General features: G+C 72.8%; 13 protein-coding genes. 4 read left to right on the top strand and 9 right to left on the bottom strand.

The window, feature by feature from the left end:
* Positions 1-127 precede the first annotated feature (127 nt).
* The 7 genes from WMF29_RS01160 to cobM all read right to left on the bottom strand — a co-directional run bounded on the left by WMF29_RS01160 (position 128) and on the right by cobM (position 8316).
* On the bottom strand, positions 128-2293 hold the full coding sequence (locus WMF29_RS01160) for a DUF362 domain-containing protein (protein ID WP_437327070.1): 2166 nt from the start codon (positions 2291-2293) through the stop codon (positions 128-130).
* Positions 2294-2378: 85 nt separating this feature from the next.
* On the bottom strand, positions 2379-3941 hold the full coding sequence (locus WMF29_RS01165; protein ID WP_437327071.1) for a cobyric acid synthase: 1563 nt from the start codon (positions 3939-3941) through the stop codon (positions 2379-2381).
* Positions 3938-4876: an adenosylcobinamide-phosphate synthase CbiB gene (gene cbiB, locus WMF29_RS01170; protein WP_437327072.1), complete on the bottom strand. Its 939-nt coding sequence runs from the start codon at positions 4874-4876 to the stop codon at positions 3938-3940. The genes WMF29_RS01165 and cbiB overlap by 4 nt, the downstream gene beginning before the upstream one ends.
* Positions 4873-5472 (bottom strand): bifunctional adenosylcobinamide kinase/adenosylcobinamide-phosphate guanylyltransferase, encoded by a 600-nt coding sequence (gene cobU, locus WMF29_RS01175; RefSeq protein WP_437327073.1) that lies wholly within the window; start codon positions 5470-5472, stop codon positions 4873-4875. Before cobU ends, cbiB begins: the two co-directional genes overlap by 4 nt.
* Complete coding sequence (locus WMF29_RS01180) at positions 5469-6953, bottom strand: cobyrinate a,c-diamide synthase (protein WP_437327074.1); 1485 nt, start codon at positions 6951-6953, stop codon at positions 5469-5471. Before WMF29_RS01180 ends, cobU begins: the two co-directional genes overlap by 4 nt.
* The gene (cobO, locus tag WMF29_RS01185; protein ID WP_437327075.1) at positions 6953-7525 is read right to left on the bottom strand and encodes a cob(I)yrinic acid a,c-diamide adenosyltransferase; all 573 of its coding nucleotides are present in this window, start codon (positions 7523-7525) and stop codon (positions 6953-6955) included. The genes WMF29_RS01180 and cobO overlap by 1 nt, the downstream gene beginning before the upstream one ends.
* The gene (gene cobM / locus WMF29_RS01190) at positions 7522-8316 is read right to left on the bottom strand and encodes a precorrin-4 C(11)-methyltransferase (protein ID WP_437327076.1); all 795 of its coding nucleotides are present in this window, start codon (positions 8314-8316) and stop codon (positions 7522-7524) included. Before cobM ends, cobO begins: the two co-directional genes overlap by 4 nt.
* Before the next feature lie 268 nt (positions 8317-8584).
* On the opposite strand from cobM, the gene WMF29_RS01195 reads away from it, so the two are divergent.
* From WMF29_RS01195 to WMF29_RS01210, 4 genes are all read left to right on the top strand, one after another.
* Complete coding sequence (locus tag WMF29_RS01195) at positions 8585-8770, top strand: GmrSD restriction endonuclease domain-containing protein (RefSeq protein WP_437327077.1); 186 nt, start codon at positions 8585-8587, stop codon at positions 8768-8770.
* 214 nt (positions 8771-8984) lie between these two features.
* Positions 8985-9251 (top strand): hypothetical protein, encoded by a 267-nt coding sequence (locus tag WMF29_RS01200; RefSeq protein ID WP_437327078.1) that lies wholly within the window; start codon positions 8985-8987, stop codon positions 9249-9251.
* A gap of 456 nt (positions 9252-9707) precedes the next feature.
* Positions 9708-11558, top strand: a complete 1851-nt coding sequence (locus tag WMF29_RS01205) for a hypothetical protein (protein WP_437327079.1) — start codon at positions 9708-9710, stop codon at positions 11556-11558.
* A gap of 34 nt (positions 11559-11592) precedes the next feature.
* Positions 11593-14490 carry a protein kinase domain-containing protein gene (locus WMF29_RS01210; protein WP_437327080.1) on the top strand — a complete coding sequence of 966 codons (2898 nt, stop codon included), beginning with the start codon at positions 11593-11595 and terminating at the stop codon, positions 14488-14490.
* Here the strand turns inward: WMF29_RS01210 and WMF29_RS01215 are convergent.
* Both WMF29_RS01215 and WMF29_RS01220 read right to left on the bottom strand, forming a co-directional pair.
* Positions 14487-15770 (bottom strand): formylglycine-generating enzyme family protein, encoded by a 1284-nt coding sequence (locus WMF29_RS01215; protein WP_437327081.1) that lies wholly within the window; start codon positions 15768-15770, stop codon positions 14487-14489. The genes WMF29_RS01210 and WMF29_RS01215 overlap by 4 nt on opposite strands.
* A 146-nt stretch (positions 15771-15916) precedes the next feature.
* Positions 15917-16081, bottom strand: a complete 165-nt coding sequence (locus WMF29_RS01220; protein ID WP_437327082.1) for a hypothetical protein — start codon at positions 16079-16081, stop codon at positions 15917-15919.
* Between the last annotated feature and the right edge of the window lie 191 nt (positions 16082-16272).

Consider the following 16272-nt stretch of genomic DNA (forward strand, 5'->3'; position numbering starts at 1 on the left):
CTCGAATGTTTCGGGAGAATTCACAGGGAGGCGGGGAGGCGGGGAGTAAAATCCCACAAATCTCCCCGTCTCCCCGCCTCCCTGTTCAATTTCTCTTCTGCTAAAAATGCCAGCAAAAGGGGATTGGTCAGGGCTCGATCACGAGCGTTCCAAACGCCTCGGGGACATGGAAGTTCGGCTTGCTCGTGCGAGGCGGGCTCCACGCGAGGTACTGCCGCGGATCCTTGCCCTCCATCCGGTACAGGTTCATGGGCAGCCGCGCGTTCGGGGCGAGCGCGCCCACGATCCCCGGCGCCGTCAGCAGCGCCTCGATGACGGCCGTGCGCGCCTGCGCGTCCTGGCGCGTCGCGATCGTCGCGCCGCTCGACCACGCCGTGTCTTCCTGGCGCGCGTCGCGGTCGATCGCGATATCGAAGAAATGGCCGAACGGCCCGATCTCCACCTCGAAATACCGCCTTGGCGAGCCAGGGGCCGGCGTCAGGAAGAGCTCGATGCAGTCCTCTTTGTAAAGTCCCTTCCTCTCCTCGCCGATCGGCTTCGAGCGATCCGTGTTGAGCCCCGTGTTCGAGAGCTCGAAGAGCGCGTGGAGCCCCTGCTTCGACCAGAGGAAGCGCGCCCGCGTGGTGAACCCGGTGCGCTTGCCGGCATAGTCGGTGTCCCACTGCACGGCCTTCGCGCGGCTCCATGCCGCGTCGTCGGCCTTCCCGTCGATCACGATCTTCTCTCCCGGCGGCAGCGGCGACGCGTGCGCCTCCGGCTTCGCGGGGCCTCCTTCCGACCCGCCGCCCTGCTCACCGCCGGGCGCCTTCTGCGAGGCCGGCGGCGCGGGAACGAGCCCCTTCGCGGGCCCGCCGGGCAAGGGCGCCTGCCCGGGCTCCCAGTCGAGCCGGAAGGGCGCCATCGCCTTGTAGTGGACGGGCCTCGGGCTCTTCAGGAGGTCTGCCCCGTCTCCCGTGATCGCGGTCGCCGTGAGATCCAGCCCGAAGCGCTTCGCCGCGGCGTCGATGAGCGGCGAGGTCCTGTGGCCGCCGAGCTCGCGCGCGAGCGCGGGGCTGTTCCACACGCCGAGGAGCTCCGCCGCCACGCGGTCGACCCGCACCGGGTTCGTACCGCCGATCGCCACCATCTCCGCCGTGGGCTGCAGGACCTGGAAGCCGTCTCCGCCCATCGCCGGGGCGCCGTCGCCGAGCACCGCGTCCGGCGCCGATATCTCGAGCACGTCGACCATCCGCTCGGCGAAGACGCGGAGCGACGACAGGTAAAGAGCTCTATCCTCCTGGCCAGCGGCCTTCGTGTCCAGGTACTCCTTGAGCTCCCTGTGCATCCTCCACTTCTGCTTGTAGGCAGGCGCGCTGTCCGACAGCATGACCGTGCCCTGCATGCCCTTGATGCCGACGGAGATGACCGCGTACCGGTGCATCTTGAGCCGGGGGAGCGACAGGAAGAGCCCGTGATCGAGGTGCTCTGCCAGCACCTTCGGCATGAGCAGCGTCGGGACGTGGGTCGCCTGGACGCCGCGGATGGCGAGGGGCTTTCCGGGCCTGTCCCCTGCGACGTCGTAGACCCCGTCGTCGTCCATCGCGACGAGCGCGGCGCCCTCCTCCGCGGCCATCGCCTCGTAGCCGGTGCGCTGCGCGAGGTCCTTCCAGAACTTGTGCGAGTGGCCGCATCCCTCGGCGATCGTGATCTTCGTGTGCCCGCGCGCCTTGAGGCACTGGACGACGCCTCGCACGAACTCCGGCTGGGTGATCCGGCCGGTCACGCCGTCGTCGCCCTTGGACTTCGCCGGGTCCTTCACGCTGTCGAACCCGCAGATGTTCGGCTTGAGGAGCACGGGAGTCGCCGCGGGGCGCTTCGGCACCACCGCCTCGCAGATGCGCTTGCCGAGCTCCAGGGGACCCTGGCCGCGGAGCACGGTCACGGCCGAGTCGTCGGCCTTGATGCGCTCGACGTGCCGCTTCCTAAGGGCGGCGCCGTCGATGCTGTCCGACGCGATCACCGAGGGCCCGGCCTCGTAGCGCTGCGACGCGCCCGCGACGACGTCGGTCGACGCGCTCGGCACCGCGGTCGGGACGGCCGGGTGCGCGGAGGCGGCGGCGAACGAGGAGGCGGTCGGCGCCGGCGCCGAGGAGGACGTCGCCGTGTCGGGCGGCGGCGCCGCGGCGGCGGGCCCGCCTGGCTGGCGTTGCCGGTCCCCGCAGCCCGCGAGGGCGGCGAGCAGCGCCGGGAGCGCCGCGATCGCCAGGAAAGAACGCCGCGCCCGGCGGCCGTGCGTCGCCCGTGTCGTCTCCATGCTCGCCGAGCACGATGGGGCGAAACGACGGCGGCGAGAAGGAAGAACCCTTCACGTCAGTGGAGTGTGCCTCTTCGGGCGCCGTTCAGCGCCTGTCGAGCCCCACGATGCGGTCGAGCAGCCCCCGGTCGAGGCTCGCCTCCACCGCGTTCGCGAGGCGCTCGTACTCCTCGTGCCGGCTCGGTATCGCCGGCTCGCCCGCGGCCCTGGGGAGCCCCCTCCGCTCGCGCAGCGCCGCGAGGAGCGACCGCCTGAGCCCGTCGTTGTCGAGGATCCCGTGGATCATCGTGCCGACCACGGCGCCGTCCGCCGACACGGCCCCGTCGAGCGCCGGCTCGGCCTTGCCGCCCCGCGACCCGATCGCGAACGCCGCGGCCGCGCCGCCCACCCGCTCCACACGGCCCATGTGGATCTCGTAGCCGGTCAGCTCTCCCGCGCCCTCGCTCTCGGCCTCTCCCACGGTCGCCGCGCCCGCCGCCCCCAGGAACGAGCCGCCCGCGAGCCGCGCCCGCACCTGCGCCACCGTCTTGGTCCGCTCGAACCGCGTCCACACATCGAGCAGCCCCAGCCCACGCGCCGCCGGCTCGGCCGACTCGACGCCTTCCGGATCCTCGATCGCCCCGCCGAGCATCTGGCAGCCGCCGCAGATCCCGAGCGTCCAGCCGCCCTGCCGGGCGCGCGCCGCGACCGCCTCCGCCAGGCCGCTCGCGCGCAGCCACGCGAGATCGGCCATCGTGCTCTTCGTCCCGGGGAGCAGCACGAGGTCCGCATCGCCGATCTCGTCCGGCCGCTCGATGAACCGCACCACCACGCCGGGCTCGTGCTCCAGCGGCTCCACGTCGTCGTAATTGGATATCCGCGGCAGCCGGACCACCGCGATGTCGAGCTGCCCCGGGCCCGCCGGCCCCCGGCGCCGCCGGCCCTCCAGCGACACCGAGTCCTCGTCCGCGATCCGCAGCTGCTTCAGATAAGGCACCACGCCGAGCACCGGGACGCCCGTCCGCGCGGTCAGCATGTCGAGCCCCGGCTCCAGCAGCTTGAGGTCGCCGCGGAACTTGTTGATGACGAACGCGGCCACGCGCGCGCGCTCGTCGGGCTCGAGCAGCGCCATCGTGCCGACCAGCGCCGCGAACACGCCGCCTCGGTCGATGTCGCCGGCGAGGAGCACCGGCGCGTCGGCGACGCGCGCGACGTGCATGTTCACGATGTCGCGGTCCTTCAGGTTGATCTCCGCGGGGCTGCCCGCCCCCTCGATCACCACGACGTCGTGCGCCTCGCGGAGCCGCCCGAGCGAGCGGGCGATGATGTCCTTGAGCTCCCCGCGGTATGCGAAGTAGTCGCGCGCGTGCAGGCTGCCGATGGGCTTGCCGAGCACGACCACCTGAGAGCGCGAGTCGCCCTCGGGCTTGAGCAGCACCGGGTTCATGTCGACCGTCGGCGCGACGCGCGCCGCCTCGGCCTGCACCGCCTGCGCCCGGCCGATCTCGCCGCCGTCCAGGGTCGCGAACGAGTTCAGCGCCATGTTCTGCGACTTGAACGGCGCGACCCGGAGGCCCCGCCGCTGGAAGATGCGGCAGAGCGCCGTGCAGAGGAGGCTCTTGCCGACCGACGACGCCGTGCCCTGAACCATCACCGTGAGCGCCGTCATCGGAAGAGCTCCTGTCCAAAGGATGCCGCCGCCAGCAGGGCCGCCGCGAGCCCGGCGAAGAGCAGCGCCGCGAGCAGCACGATACGGCAGGCCTCGTCGATGAGCCCCCGCCGGAGCGGCTCCACGGGGTCGCCGAGGCGGTAGTGGCCGCGCTTCTCGAGCTCGACCCGGAGCAGCCCGGCCATCGCCGCCATGGGCCGGCCGGCGTTCGGGCTCTCGGTGAGGCCGCCGTCGCGCAGGAGCACGGCGAGGCCGCGGCGCGCGTCGGCGCCGCGGAGCCACCCGGCGGCGAGCAGGAGGAGCGCGGTGAGCCGCGCCGGCACGAAGTTCAGCGCGTCGTCGAGCCGCGCCGAGGCCTTGCCGAGGTACTCGTAGCGGCCGTGGTAGCCGACCATCGCGTCGAGCGTGTTCACCGCTCGGTAGAAGAGCGCGCCCGGGAGCCCGAAGAGGGCGAAATAGAAGAGCGGCGCGACGAAGCTGTCCGACGCGTTCTCCGCGACCGACTCGACCGACGCGGCGACGAGCGCGGGCTCGTCGAGCTCCGACGGGTCGCGGCTGCAGAGGCTGCGCAGCGCGCCGCGGGCCCCGGTGATGTCGCCCGCTTCGAGGGCGTCGCGCACGCCGAAGGCCGCGTCGCGGAGCGCGCGGAGCGCGAAGGTGGGCTTCAGCAGGAGACCTGACAAAGCGAGCGCGAGGAGGGGGTGCGGGGCGAGCAGCGCCGTGACGCCGGCGCCCAGCGCCGCGAAGAGGCAGGGGACGGCGAGGGCCATGAGCGCGCCCCAGAGGAGCTCGGCGGCGCGGCCGCCCGTGGGCGCGGCGCGCTTCAGGGCCTGGATCGCGGAGCCCATCCACACGACGGGGTGGATGGCGGCGGGGGGCTCGCCGCAGGCGAGGTCGAGCGCGACCGCGGCGAGCAGCGCGGCGGCGGCCGTCATCGCGCGTCCTCGCCGTCGCCGCCGACGAGCGCGACAGGGCCGGGGCGCAGGCGCAGGATCGCGCCCATCACGGCCACGTAGAGCTCGCTGGCCGAGCGGCCGAGCCGCTGGTGCGCGCGCCCCGCGAGGTCGCGGAACGCCCGGCCGAGCCGGCTCTCCGGGACCACGCCCATGCCGACCTCGTTCGAGACGAGGACGACGTGCGGCGCCGCCGACTCGACGGCGGAGGCGAGCGCCTCGATGCGCTCCTCGATGGGCCCGAGCGCGCGGCCCTCGGTCTCGTCGCGGAGCAGCAGGTTCGACAGCCAGAGCGTGAGGCAGTCGACGACGACGACGTCGACGCCGGAGAGCGAGGCGATGCGCTCGGGGAGCGCGATCGGCTCCTCCACGGTGAGGAACGCGCCGCCACGCTCGCGGACGTGCGCGTCGATGCGCGCCCGCATCTCGTCGTCGAACGGCTCGGCCGTCGCGATGAAGGCGCGGCGCTCGCCGAGCGAGCGCGCGAGGGAGAGCGCGAACGCGCTCTTGCCGGAGCGCACGCCGCCGCCGATGAGCGCGACCCGGCGCGGCGGCGTACCCTGGCCGCTCTCGCTCATCGCGCGCGCTCCTTCCGGTGCGCGGCCGCGCTCGCGACGAGGCCCTCGGGGACGATCGGGTTCGAGGCCCAGTGCGCGTGCACGTACGAGGCGAGGACGCTCCCTGCCCGGTACCCCTCGCGCGTGACCTGGCCGCCGCGCCGGCGCCGCACGGAGTAGGCGTGCTCGATCGGCAAGGGCGCGTGCTCGGGCTGCGGCGCCGGCGCCTGCGCGGGCGGCGGCTCGGCAGGTGCCGACGCCGCGCGCTGCGACGGGCGGAGCTCGGAGTAGCGGAACTGGTGCCCGCGGAACCGGAGCCCCGCGCCGCCAAGGATCGTGCGCGCCTGCGTCTCGACCTCCACGTACCCGAGCGCCTGCAGCTTCTCGCACATCACGGCCTCCGCGGGCACGAGCCCGACCATGGGGTGCGCGCGCCCGTCCAGCGTGCGGATCGCCTCGGTCAGGTACATGAGCCCGCCGCACTCGGCGTAGATCGGGCCCCCGCGGCCGGCGAACGCGCGGATCTCGTCGCGCAGGGCCGCGTTGTCGGCCAGGCGCTCCGCGTGCACCTCGGGGTAGCCGCCCCCGAGGTAGAGCGCGTCGACGTCGGGCAAGCGCGCGTCGCGGATCGGCGAGAACCGCACGAGCTCGGCCCCGGCGGCCTCGAGGCGGCGCAGGTTGTCCGCGTAGTAGAAGTGGAAGGCCTCGTCGAACGCCACGCCGATGCGCGCGCGGCCGCGCTGCGCGCCGGCGCCGGCGGCTGCGCCGGGCGTCGCGGCCGCGTCGGCCGCCGGCAAGGGCGGCGCCGCGCGCGCGATCTCGAGCAGCGCGTCGAGCCCGATCCACGCCTCGGCCTGCGCGCCCCAGTGGTCGAGGCGCTCCTCGGGGAGCGCGGCCTCGTCGGCCGTGCGCAGGCCGAGGTGGCGCTCGGGGAAGCGCTGCGCCTCGTCCCGGGGCAAGCCGCCGAGGACCGGCAGCGACCGGTTCACCTGGGCCTGCGCCTGCCGGAGGATGTCGAGGTGGCCGCGGCTGCCGACCTGGTTGCACACGACAGCGGCGACGCGCAGCGCCGGATCGAAGCCAGCGAAGCCCTGGACGAGCGCCGCGACGCTGCGGGCCATCCCGGACGCGTCGACGACGAGCGCGACAGGCGCCTCGAGCCACTTCGCGATCTCGGCGGTCGAGCCCTCCTCCCCGGTCGGGCTCGCCCCGTCGAACAGCCCCATCACCCCCTCGATCAGCGCGACGTCGGCGCCGGCGGCCTCCGCCGCGAACGTCGACAGGACCGCGTCCCGGCCCATCATCCAGCCGTCGAGGTTGTGCGATGTCCCGGCCACGGCGCGGGCGTGGTACGTCGGATCCAGGTAGTCGGGGCCGCACTTGAACAGCGCGACCCTGAGGCCGCGGGCGCGGAGCGCGCGCGCGATCGCCACCGTGGCGGTCGTCTTGCCGACGCCGCTCGCCGTGCCGGCGACGACGAGCCGGGGGATGGCCCGGGACATCAGAAATCGACTCCGATCTGGGCCTTTTGCCCCTGCTCGAACGGGTGCTTCACCGATCTCATCTCCGTCACCAGGTCGGCGAGCGCGAGGAGCGCGTCGGGCGCGTTCCTGCCGGTGATCACGACGTGCACGTGCGCGGGCCTCGCGCGCAGCGCCGCGAGCAGCTCGTCCTCGGCGATGAAGCCGTAATGGAGCGCATACGTGATCTCGTCGAGCACAACGATGTCCTGCTCGCCGCCCGCGATGAGCGCCGCGGCCTCCTGGAAGGCCGCGCGCGCCGCCGCCTTGTCGCGCGAGAGGTCGTCGCTCTCCCAGGTGAAGCCGCGCCCCATGACGAGGAACGTCAGGTTGGGGAGCGTCTCGGCGAACAGCCGCTCTCCCGTCTTCCACTTGCCCTTGATGAACTGCACGACCGCGACGCGCATGCCCCGGCCGAGCGCGCGGAACACCATGCCGAGCGCGGCCGTCGTCTTGCCCTTGCCGTGGCCCGTATAGACGATGATGAGCCCTCGTCGACCGGCAGTCGCCGCGGCGGCTGTCGCGCCTGCCCCGGCGCTCTCCTCCGCGCTCACGAGCCCTCCTCGGTCGTGCCAGGGACGAGGAGCTTCTTCTCGGCCTTGCGGAAGCGGTGGCTGAACTCCGGATCATAGAGCCGCGAGTCGGCGAAATCCGTGGACGTGAGCACCCGGCCGACCAGGATCATCGACTGGGTCTTGATGCCCTCGGCCCGCACCTTCTCCCGGATGTCCGCGAGCGTGCCTCTCACGATCTTCTGATCGGGGCAGCTCGCCTTGTGGACGACAGCGACCGGGCAATCCGCGCCGTAGGCCGGGATGAGCGCCGCGGTCACGTCCTTGAGCAGGGTGATGCTCAGGAACAGGCACAGGGTCGCCTGGTGGCGGGCGAGATCCTCGAGCCGCTCGGCGGGCGGCACCGGCGTGCGCCCCTCGGCGCGCGTCAGGATGACGGTCTGCGAGAGCTCGGGCAGCGTGAGCTCGCGCCCGAGCGCCGCGGCCGCCGCGGTGAAGGACGAGACGCCGGGGACGATCTCGTACGGTATCCCGAGCGCATCCATGCGGCGCATCTGCTCGGCCGTCGACCCGAAGAGGACGGGATCGCCCGTGTGGACGCGTGCCACGTCGTGCCCTGCGTCCCTGGCCTCGACGAAGACCTCCACGATCTGGTCGAGGGTCATGCCGGAGGAGTCGATGACCCGGGCGTCCGGCCGCGCGGACGCGACGATCTCCCGCGGGACGAGGGAGCCCGTGTACATGACGACGGGGCAGCGGGCGACGAGCTCGGCGCCGCGGACCGTGATGAGCCCGGGATCGCCCGGGCCGGCGCCGATGATGTAGACGCGCATGAGGGTTCTTTCCTTGCTTCGTGCGCCGGCGATCCCGGAAGGGACCGCGGGCGCGCGGCGCGACGCTAGAGCGATCGCGCAGCGGACGCCAGGGGGTGGGGCGACCTCGGGTAAGGCGGACGCGATGCGCGACGCCCTGGCGCTGGTGGGCGAGGCTCGACCGCCGGTCGTCCGGGCCCTTTGCGACCTTAAGGAAGGCTAGGGGCGAGTTCCAGGGGAGCTCACAGCGTACCCGTACGCCTCGTCAGTCTTTGCTCACGAGCAGGCAATGAAAGCAAACGCCGTGTCGAATTCCGCGTGGACAACGAAGAAGCCTGCGCTCATGAGTGCATCATGGCTACTGATCAACCAGCAGCTTCATGAGCACGATACCTGGGACGGGGAGGCGATCCAGAAGCGTGGAAAGGACCTCCTCGATAAGGCGCTCAAGCTTTGGTTCGGACCAAGCTTGTAAACTGCGCCGTGCCGCCCGACAAACGGCGGGTGCTGACGCTGCGCCGAGCCTCGCTCCACTCGACGCCCCGCGCCGCGTCCACCCCTTCCGCCGCCGCGCTTCAGCGGGGCCTCGGCACACCGCCGGGTCCCGTGCATGCGTGAGCGCAGCCATCGAAGAGAGGGGTAGCGCCTGGCGGGTTGTCAGATGGGCCGGACCGGGTACCATGAGCCGCATGGCGTCCTACATTTCGGCAGCCGAGGCCACGCAGACGTTTCCGGACGTACTCGAGCGCGTCCGTTCGCATGGGGACGTGTTTGTCGTCGAGTGCGAAGGTGAACCGATCTGCCGGATCGAACCCATCGTTCCCGCGCGGCGCACGGTCCGAGACCTCGTTCGACTGCTGCAAACCGCGCCGCGCCCGGACGACGGTTACCTCGACGGCGTCGAGGAGGTCGCACGGAACCAGCCGATGCTGCCGGAGACCCCGTGGGAGCGCTGATCGACTCCAGCTCGCCTGTCGGTGCGCACGACCCCTTGATCGCGGCGACGGCGCTCGCAGTCGGGTAGGATGTGGCAACCCGAGACGACCGCAGCTTCCCACGAATACCGGGATTGAGGGTACTCCACTGGTGAGCGCCCTGCACCCGCCAATGAGTCCAGTGCTCTCGTCGCTTACGAGAGATCAATACTCGGGTGCGCTTCGTGCGCCGGCGATCCCGGAAGGGACCGCCGGCGCGCGAAATTAGAGCGGTCCCGAAGCGGACGCCAGCGTTCATGGTGGAGCCCGTGCGCTCGGCGCGGAGGCCCGAGAGACTCATCGCAGGCCCGAGGACACGAACCTGCGATGTGTGCCGGAAGGCTCCGTCTTCTCCCCGGGACCCGCTGGTCCGGGGCCTTGCTCAGGGCATGCGCCTGTGATGCGATGGGAGGTCGCACCCCTCTTCAAGGAACGGCCATGGACCACAAGAACACCGGGTCTCAGCCCTCGGCGCCCATCCTGTGCGCGGCAGCCCTCTTCGAGCCGACGCTCCCGGCCGCGTGGGGTCCCACGCTCGATCTGCTCGCCGACATCGAGGAGCTGCAGGACGCGACGAAGGGCAGCCGCGAGGAGCGGGAGGCGAGGGGGCGCGATCTTCACGATCGGCTGATGCGCGGCATCGACGCCCTGAGCGAGCCGACCCCGGACGAGTTCCACGCGGCGAGCGCGTCCTTCCGGGCCTGGTTCACCGAGGCGGTGCTGCTCTGGCTCCGGTTCGCCGGCAGCAGCTCCGCGCCGCTCATCGATACGGTCGCGTCGCGTCCGCTCCTCGATTTCCCGCTCGATCTGCCGGCGGGCAGCGAGGGGATCCCGCTCGTCCGGCGGGCGCTGCGAGAGGCGCTCGGGTGGGAGGAGGCGGATCTCGCGCAGGTCGAGGCCGCGATGGATCATATGACCTCCAACCTCGCGGTGAAGCACGCGATCACGAGGACGATCGCCTCGCAGCTCGCCGCGAAGGGGGGCGCGTCGCCCGCCGCGTGCGCCGAGCTCATGAGCGCGATCTACGGCCCGCTGCCGTGGCGTCCAGGCGACGTGGATCTGCTCATGACGTCGACCGCGATCTTCCTCTGCATCCGCGCGTCGGCGCCGGCGACCGGCTCGCCTGGAGCGGCGGGCTCCGGCGAGGCGCCGCGGCTCGAGGTGCTCGGCTGGGACGAGCGCCCGGAGGAGGAGCGCCGCGCCATCTCCGCCTTCATCGCCCGGTGCGACGACACGAACACCGCGGCGACGGCGCGTTTTCCTGCGTTCGGCTACTTCGACCGCGCGGCCATCGATCCGGCGCTCGCGCGCTCCCTCGCGGACGCGGCCTCGGTCCCGACGGAGGTCGTCACGCAGACGCTCGCGACCATGGTGATGGTCCTCCGGACGCCGGAGGTCGAAGACTACGTGGTTCATGACGCCTGGGGCCACGCGTGGCAGGAGGCGCTGGCCGAGTTCGAGTGGGAGTACGCGGTGCTGCCGCGGCTCGAGGAGCCCCTCGCGCTCGACACCGTCTTCCCCGGCGCGGTCGGCCCCGGCATCGCCTCGGCCTTCGTCGAGCGCGGGGGCCGCACCGAGCTCGACGAGGCGGCGCTGCTCCGCTTCGCCGAGGCCGACATCAGGGCGCGACTCCAGGTGGCCGCGAGCAACGGCATCGCCGAGATGCTCGCCGATTTCATGGAGAGCAAGTACGCGTGGCACAGGCCCTCCCTGAAGCTGCCGGATGCGTCGCTGCTCCCCATCACGGGGCTCAAGCTCGATCTGACGGTGGGCGACGTTCGCCGCCAGGTCGCCCGCTGGTCGAAGCCGTACCGCGCGCTGGCCGAGGACGAGGGGGCGCGCGCCCGCCTCGTCGATGCGCTCTCGCCGCGCGTTCCGGCTGCGGGGCTCAAGGAGGCGGTGGATCAGGCGGGCGCGCTGCTATGGCGCGAGTTCGCGACGGCGTTCGACGACACGCTGCGGCCGGTGGCTGCCAAGGGCGGAGGGATCCGCGCGAGCGCATGCCGCCGCATGGTCCTGCAGCTCACGCTGGTCGCCGCGGTGCTCGAGCAGACGCTCGCCGCGTCGTGCGCGGGCGGGCCGCGGAGCGGGTCGCGGAGCGGGCCGCGGACGGAGCTCGCCTGGCGCGACCCGGCGCTGTGCGTGGACCTGCTCCTGGTGACGATCGCCCGGTTCTATGAGCACGAGCGGCAGAGGAACTTCTGGCACCTCGACCAGATCCTCTCGACCGGGTTCGTGGACGCCTGCGGCCGGCTAAGGGCGGCCATGGCGAAGCCCGAGTCGCCCTGAGTCTGTCCTCCGGAGATGGCGTATACTTCCGCCGATGTCCGGCGCCCAGCGCGACGTATTTCGGCTCTGCGGGACCACGATCGACGGCAAATACCGTGTCCTCTCCGCCGTCGGCGCCGGCGGGTTCGGCGTCGTCTACCGCGGCGTGCACGAGGGGTTCGACGCTCCCGTCGCGATCAAATGCCTCAAGCTGCCCGACGAGCTATCGCCCGAGGCGCAGCAGGATTTCGTTCGACGGCTGCGCGACGAGGGGCGGCTCCTGCTCCAGCTCTCGCGCCTCTCGCCCGGCATCGTGCAGGCGCTCGACATCGGCGCCTTCACGACCCAGGAGGGCGGTCGCGTGCCCTATCTCGTGCTCGAGTGGCTGGACGGCGAGACGCTCGCCGGCCACCTCGAGCGTCGGCGCGCCGGAGGCGGCGGCACCCTGTCCCGCCGCGAGGCGATTCTCCTGCTCGACCCCGCGGCGCGCGCCCTCGCGGTGGCGCACGAGCAGAACATCGCGCACCGCGACGTCAAGCCGGAGAACCTCTTCCTCGCCGAGGCGGGGGGCGCGAGGACGCTCAAGGTCCTCGATTTCGGCATCGCCAAGATCATCGGCGATCAGCGCTCGCGCACCGCGGCGCTCGCGAGCACCGCGGACGGGCCGTCGGTGTTCACGCCCCGCTACGGCGCGCCGGAGCAGTTCGACAAGCAGCGGGGCGCGACAGGGCCATGGACCGATGTCTTCGCGCTCGCGCTCGTCTTCGTGGAGCTCGTGACGGGCGCCCGGGCGCTGGAGGGGGAGGGGATCGTCGAGCTCTATTCGGTGGTCGTCGATCCTGCGCTGCGCCCCACGCTGCGGGCGCGCGGCGTCTCGGCGCCGGACGCGATCGAGCGCGTGCTCTCGCGGGCGCTCAGCGTCTCTCCGCGCGACCGGTACCCGGACGCCGGCGCGTTCTGGCGCGCGCTGATCGCCGCCGAGGGGCTCGAGGGCGAGCTGCCCAGCCTCCCGCCGCGCTCGCTGCCCGCGGCGCGGGAGGCCGAGACCCAGATCGAGGGCGCCAGCGCGCGGGGCGGCCCTGCGCGAGGCGCTGAGCCCGCGGGGATCGGCTTCGAGCCGACCGTGCCGCACCGGACCGACCCGGCGTCGCAGCGCCCTGGTAGCGCGCCGCCCGCGGCCGCCGGGGCGGAGCCTGCGCCGCGACCGGACCACGGGGCCGCGTCGGGCGAGGCCGTCGTGGTGCGGAATGCACCCAACGAGCGCGCGCGCCCGGCTCGGCGCGGGCTCGTCGCGCTCGCGCTCGCGGCCTCGGCGGTCGCCGGCGCCGCGGTCGCGGTGCTCCGGCGCCCCCCGGAGCCGCCGCCCCAGCCGAGCGGCGCGGCAGTCGCCGCCCCGGAGCCGCCGCGCCCCGCCTCGAGCAACCCGGAGGCCGCGGCGCTCTACCACGAGGCGCTCCAGGCCTACCGTGACGGCGCGCCGGACGTGGCCGCGCGCACGATGGAGCGCGCCGTCGCGCTGGATCGCGGCCTCGGCGCCGGCCACCTGCGGGTGGCGATCTGGACGTTTCGACAGAGGCCGGCCGTGGCGCGCGAGCACTTCCAGCTCGCGCTCCTGCACCGGGCGGCCCTCGGCGAGCGCGACATGGCGCTGCTCGACGCGGCCGAGCCGTACGTGCGCCAGCCCTCCGACGCCGTGTCGTGGGAGGGGCGGCTCGAGGCCGCGGTCGCGAGGTTCCCGGCCGATCCGGAGCTCCTCGTGTACCTGGGCGCGGCGAGGTTCGCGCAGCTCCGGTTCGACGCCGCCGTCGAGGCCTACGATCGGGCGCTCGCCCTGGACCGGGGCCACGTGCTCGCGTGGGGGCTCAAGGGAGAGTCGCTCGGGATGAAGGGGGACGTCGCGGCGGAGCTCGCCGCCTACCAGGCCTGCGCCGAGACGGCCCCCGGCGCGACGCTCTGCCTCGCGAACCGGGTCCGCCTCCTCCATCGCCAGGGCGATTGCCAGCAGGTGGAGGAGCACGCGCGCCGCTGGCTCTCGATCGATCCGAAGGCGGCGCCGGCGCACCGGCACCTGGCGCTGGCGCTCCACGCGCGGGGCGCGCCGCGCGAGAGCGTGCTCGTGGCGCTGGAGCAGGGGTGGGCGGCGGTCCCCGAGGGCGAGCGGAGGGCGAAGGAGCTGCTCGATCGGATCTCGCTCGCGGTCCTGGACGGCGATTTCGAGCTGGCGGTGGAGCACGCCCGCGCCTGGCAGCGCGAGGTCGCCGGCAGGAACGATCAGGACGCGCACGCGAGCCCGGCCCTCAAGCTGGCGGAGCTCTACCGTGAGATGGGGTTGCCGCGGGAGGCGGGGCGGGTGGCGGACGATTTCCTCCGCCGGATGAGCGCCTGGTCCGAGCCGGCGACCACGGCCGACTGGACCATCGCGTTCTTGCCGTACAGCCTCCGGGCGGCGTCGATGACGCAGGAGGCGTACGACGCGGCGCGCTCGGCGTGGGTGGAGCGGGTCCAGTCGAAGTGGCGCGCCGCGGCGCAGGAGATCAAGCCGGAGCACCGCTGGCTGCTCTGGACCGAGGCGTACGCCGCCGGCGTGGAGACCGCGGCCGACGCGGCGGCGGCGTTCGAGACGATGCCGCTCGACCAGCCGCTCCCGTCGGAGAGCGGCCGGTGGCTCCTGCTCGATCTGCGGATCGGCAAGGTCTACGCGCTCGCGGGGAAGGGGCAGGAGGCGATCGGGCCGCTGACGCGCGTTGCGCGCTCATGCGCGGCCCTGGCCGACCCGTTCTCGACCACGGAGGCGCGGCTTTATCTGGGCATGGCCCTGGAGGCGACAGGCGATCTGCGCGGCGCCGCGGCGGCGTACGAGGCCGTCCTCGAGCGCTGGGGCAAGGCGCGCCCGCGATCCATCTCCGCGGAGCAGGCGCGAGCGCGGCTCGGCGCGCTGCGGGCGCGGCGCTAGGGAGGGAGATCTCTCGCGCAGCGCGCGCTGGTCCATGGGCCGCGGACCGTCGGAGGGTCGGTGCCTCGGTGCGCGTTGCTCACCGTATAGTCATCGGAGGCGTAGTAGCCGCCTCGACGGGTGCGTTGGTTGTCGCCGGCCACATCCGAGATCTGGGCCTGGTCGTTCCAGGGAACGGTGTAGTTGACGGCCCAGTCCAGCGCCCATTCCGAGACGTTGCCGCTGAGATCGAACTGGCCCCACCGTCCCCGCCCCTGCGGCAGCGAGCCGACCTCGAGGAGGCTGCTCAAGGTGCACGGCGCCGTGCAGGCGTACGACGCGTGGTCATGGGTGATCACGTCGCCCCAGGGGAACTTCCGCTGCATGTTCCCTCCAACAGCTGCGTAGTTCCACTCGGCGTCGGTGGGGAGCCGCCCGCGGTCCCAGACGCAGAACGCGAACGCTTCGTACCAGGTGATGCAGTTGATCGGCAGCGCCTCGTTGCCCCCAGCCGCGGGCGTCCACGTCGCGGTCGAGCTGGTGCAGCTCAGCGCTGCCGAGAGCGAGGTGACGTCCGGGCGGAGCGCCTCGTTCCATGCGGACTGCCATCCGCTCCCCGGGATCTTCGGGTGCTCTCCCGCTGCAGCGGCGGGCGGCGAGGTCCGTACGCCGTGCCCGCTCTCCATGAAGGCTCTGAATCGCCCCACGGTGATCTCGAACGTATCCAGATGGAAGCTGCTGACCGACGCGGCGAATGCGGGGTTGTTGTTCCGGTTGAACGTGCCGCCCGGGACCTCACGGCTGTCACAGCAGCTGATGCCGGGAGGAGGCCCGCAGAGGGGGCCTGTCTCCGGCGAGCTGGTGGCGCAACTCGGGGCGGTCACGCCGCCGCCGGAGCCGCTGCTGCTGGTGCTATCGCCACCGCCGGAGCCGCTGCTGCTGGTGCTGCCGCCTGTGCCGCTGCCGTCTGTGCCGCCGTGACCGTCTGTGCCGCCGTGACCGCCTGTGCCGCCGTGACCGCCTGTGCCGCCGTGACCGCCTGTGCCACTTCCGCTATTGCTGGTGCCGCTGCCGCCGGCACCGGACGCGTCGCCTCCGGCCACTCCGCCGCCGCCCCCCTGCTCGGGGCCGCCACTCTGGCCACCCTGGCCGGATGCGGAGCCGCCCGCGCCACCTCCGCCGTGCGCTCCGGGAGGCGTGTAGCTATCCCAGTCCGCGCCGAGGATCTGGGCACAGCCAGCAGCGAGCACCGCCGCGAGCCACCCCGCGGTCCACCGTGCTGCGCCACGCGCCTGAGGCATCGACACCAGGCTCCGATCTTCGCCCGGCATTTGTCAAGTCACCTTCCGAAGCCGGCGGATGACCCAACTCGGGGTAGAGCGCATTGAACCCGCGTTGGACAATCTACCTGCCACTCAGATCGCGCCGATCTCGCTCACCACCTTCGTCAGACATCGGTGATCGTGATGTGCGCGCCCGAGGCGACGTCGTTGCGTGTCACCACCGAGCCGTCGGGGAACGTCACGCGGATATCGACCGACGCCGCGGCCCCCATACCGATGAACAGCGGGAGCTGGCTCTGCTGCCGGTTGCCCCACTGGCCGGCGCCCACGAGGTAGGTCGCACCGTTTCACGTTCGACCTCCGATCGTCACGCCCGCGGTCGCCGCGGGAAAGCGATCCGGTCGAGACTACAAGCAGCGCAGGACGTTGTCGCCCACGAGCTGCCAGGTGGGTCGCGGCAGCTGTTGTCCATCACGCCCCACGTCCTGCGGCGCACGTTCGCCGCGCATCTGCTCGATCC

This window comes from Sorangium sp. So ce381 (assembly GCF_051473845.1).
Taxonomy (GTDB): Bacteria; Myxococcota_A; Polyangia; order Polyangiales; family Polyangiaceae; genus Sorangium; species Sorangium atrum.

What these genes read in the sequence shown, in the direction of transcription:
- WMF29_RS01160 (WP_437327070.1), bottom strand. Translation starts at nt 2,293, where the DNA reads ATGGAGACGACACGGGCGACGCACGGCCGCCGGGCGCGGCGTTCTTTC.
- cbiB (WP_437327072.1), bottom strand. Translation starts at nt 4,876, where the DNA reads ATGACGGCCGCCGCCGCGCTGCTCGCCGCGGTCGCGCTCGACCTCGCC.
- WMF29_RS01210 (WP_437327080.1), top strand. Translation starts at nt 11,593, where the DNA reads ATGTCCGGCGCCCAGCGCGACGTATTTCGGCTCTGCGGGACCACGATC.
- WMF29_RS01200 (WP_437327078.1), top strand. Translation starts at nt 8,985, where the DNA reads ATGGCGTCCTACATTTCGGCAGCCGAGGCCACGCAGACGTTTCCGGAC.
- cobU (WP_437327073.1), bottom strand. Translation starts at nt 5,472, where the DNA reads ATGAGCGAGAGCGGCCAGGGTACGCCGCCGCGCCGGGTCGCGCTCATC.
- WMF29_RS01165 (WP_437327071.1), bottom strand. Translation starts at nt 3,941, where the DNA reads ATGACGGCGCTCACGGTGATGGTTCAGGGCACGGCGTCGTCGGTCGGC.
- WMF29_RS01195 (WP_437327077.1), top strand. Translation starts at nt 8,585, where the DNA reads ATGAAAGCAAACGCCGTGTCGAATTCCGCGTGGACAACGAAGAAGCCT.
- WMF29_RS01215 (WP_437327081.1), bottom strand. Translation starts at nt 15,770, where the DNA reads ATGCCTCAGGCGCGTGGCGCAGCACGGTGGACCGCGGGGTGGCTCGCG.
- cobM (WP_437327076.1), bottom strand. Translation starts at nt 8,316, where the DNA reads ATGCGCGTCTACATCATCGGCGCCGGCCCGGGCGATCCCGGGCTCATC.
- WMF29_RS01180 (WP_437327074.1), bottom strand. Translation starts at nt 6,953, where the DNA reads ATGTCCCGGGCCATCCCCCGGCTCGTCGTCGCCGGCACGGCGAGCGGC.
- WMF29_RS01205 (WP_437327079.1), top strand. Translation starts at nt 9,708, where the DNA reads ATGGACCACAAGAACACCGGGTCTCAGCCCTCGGCGCCCATCCTGTGC.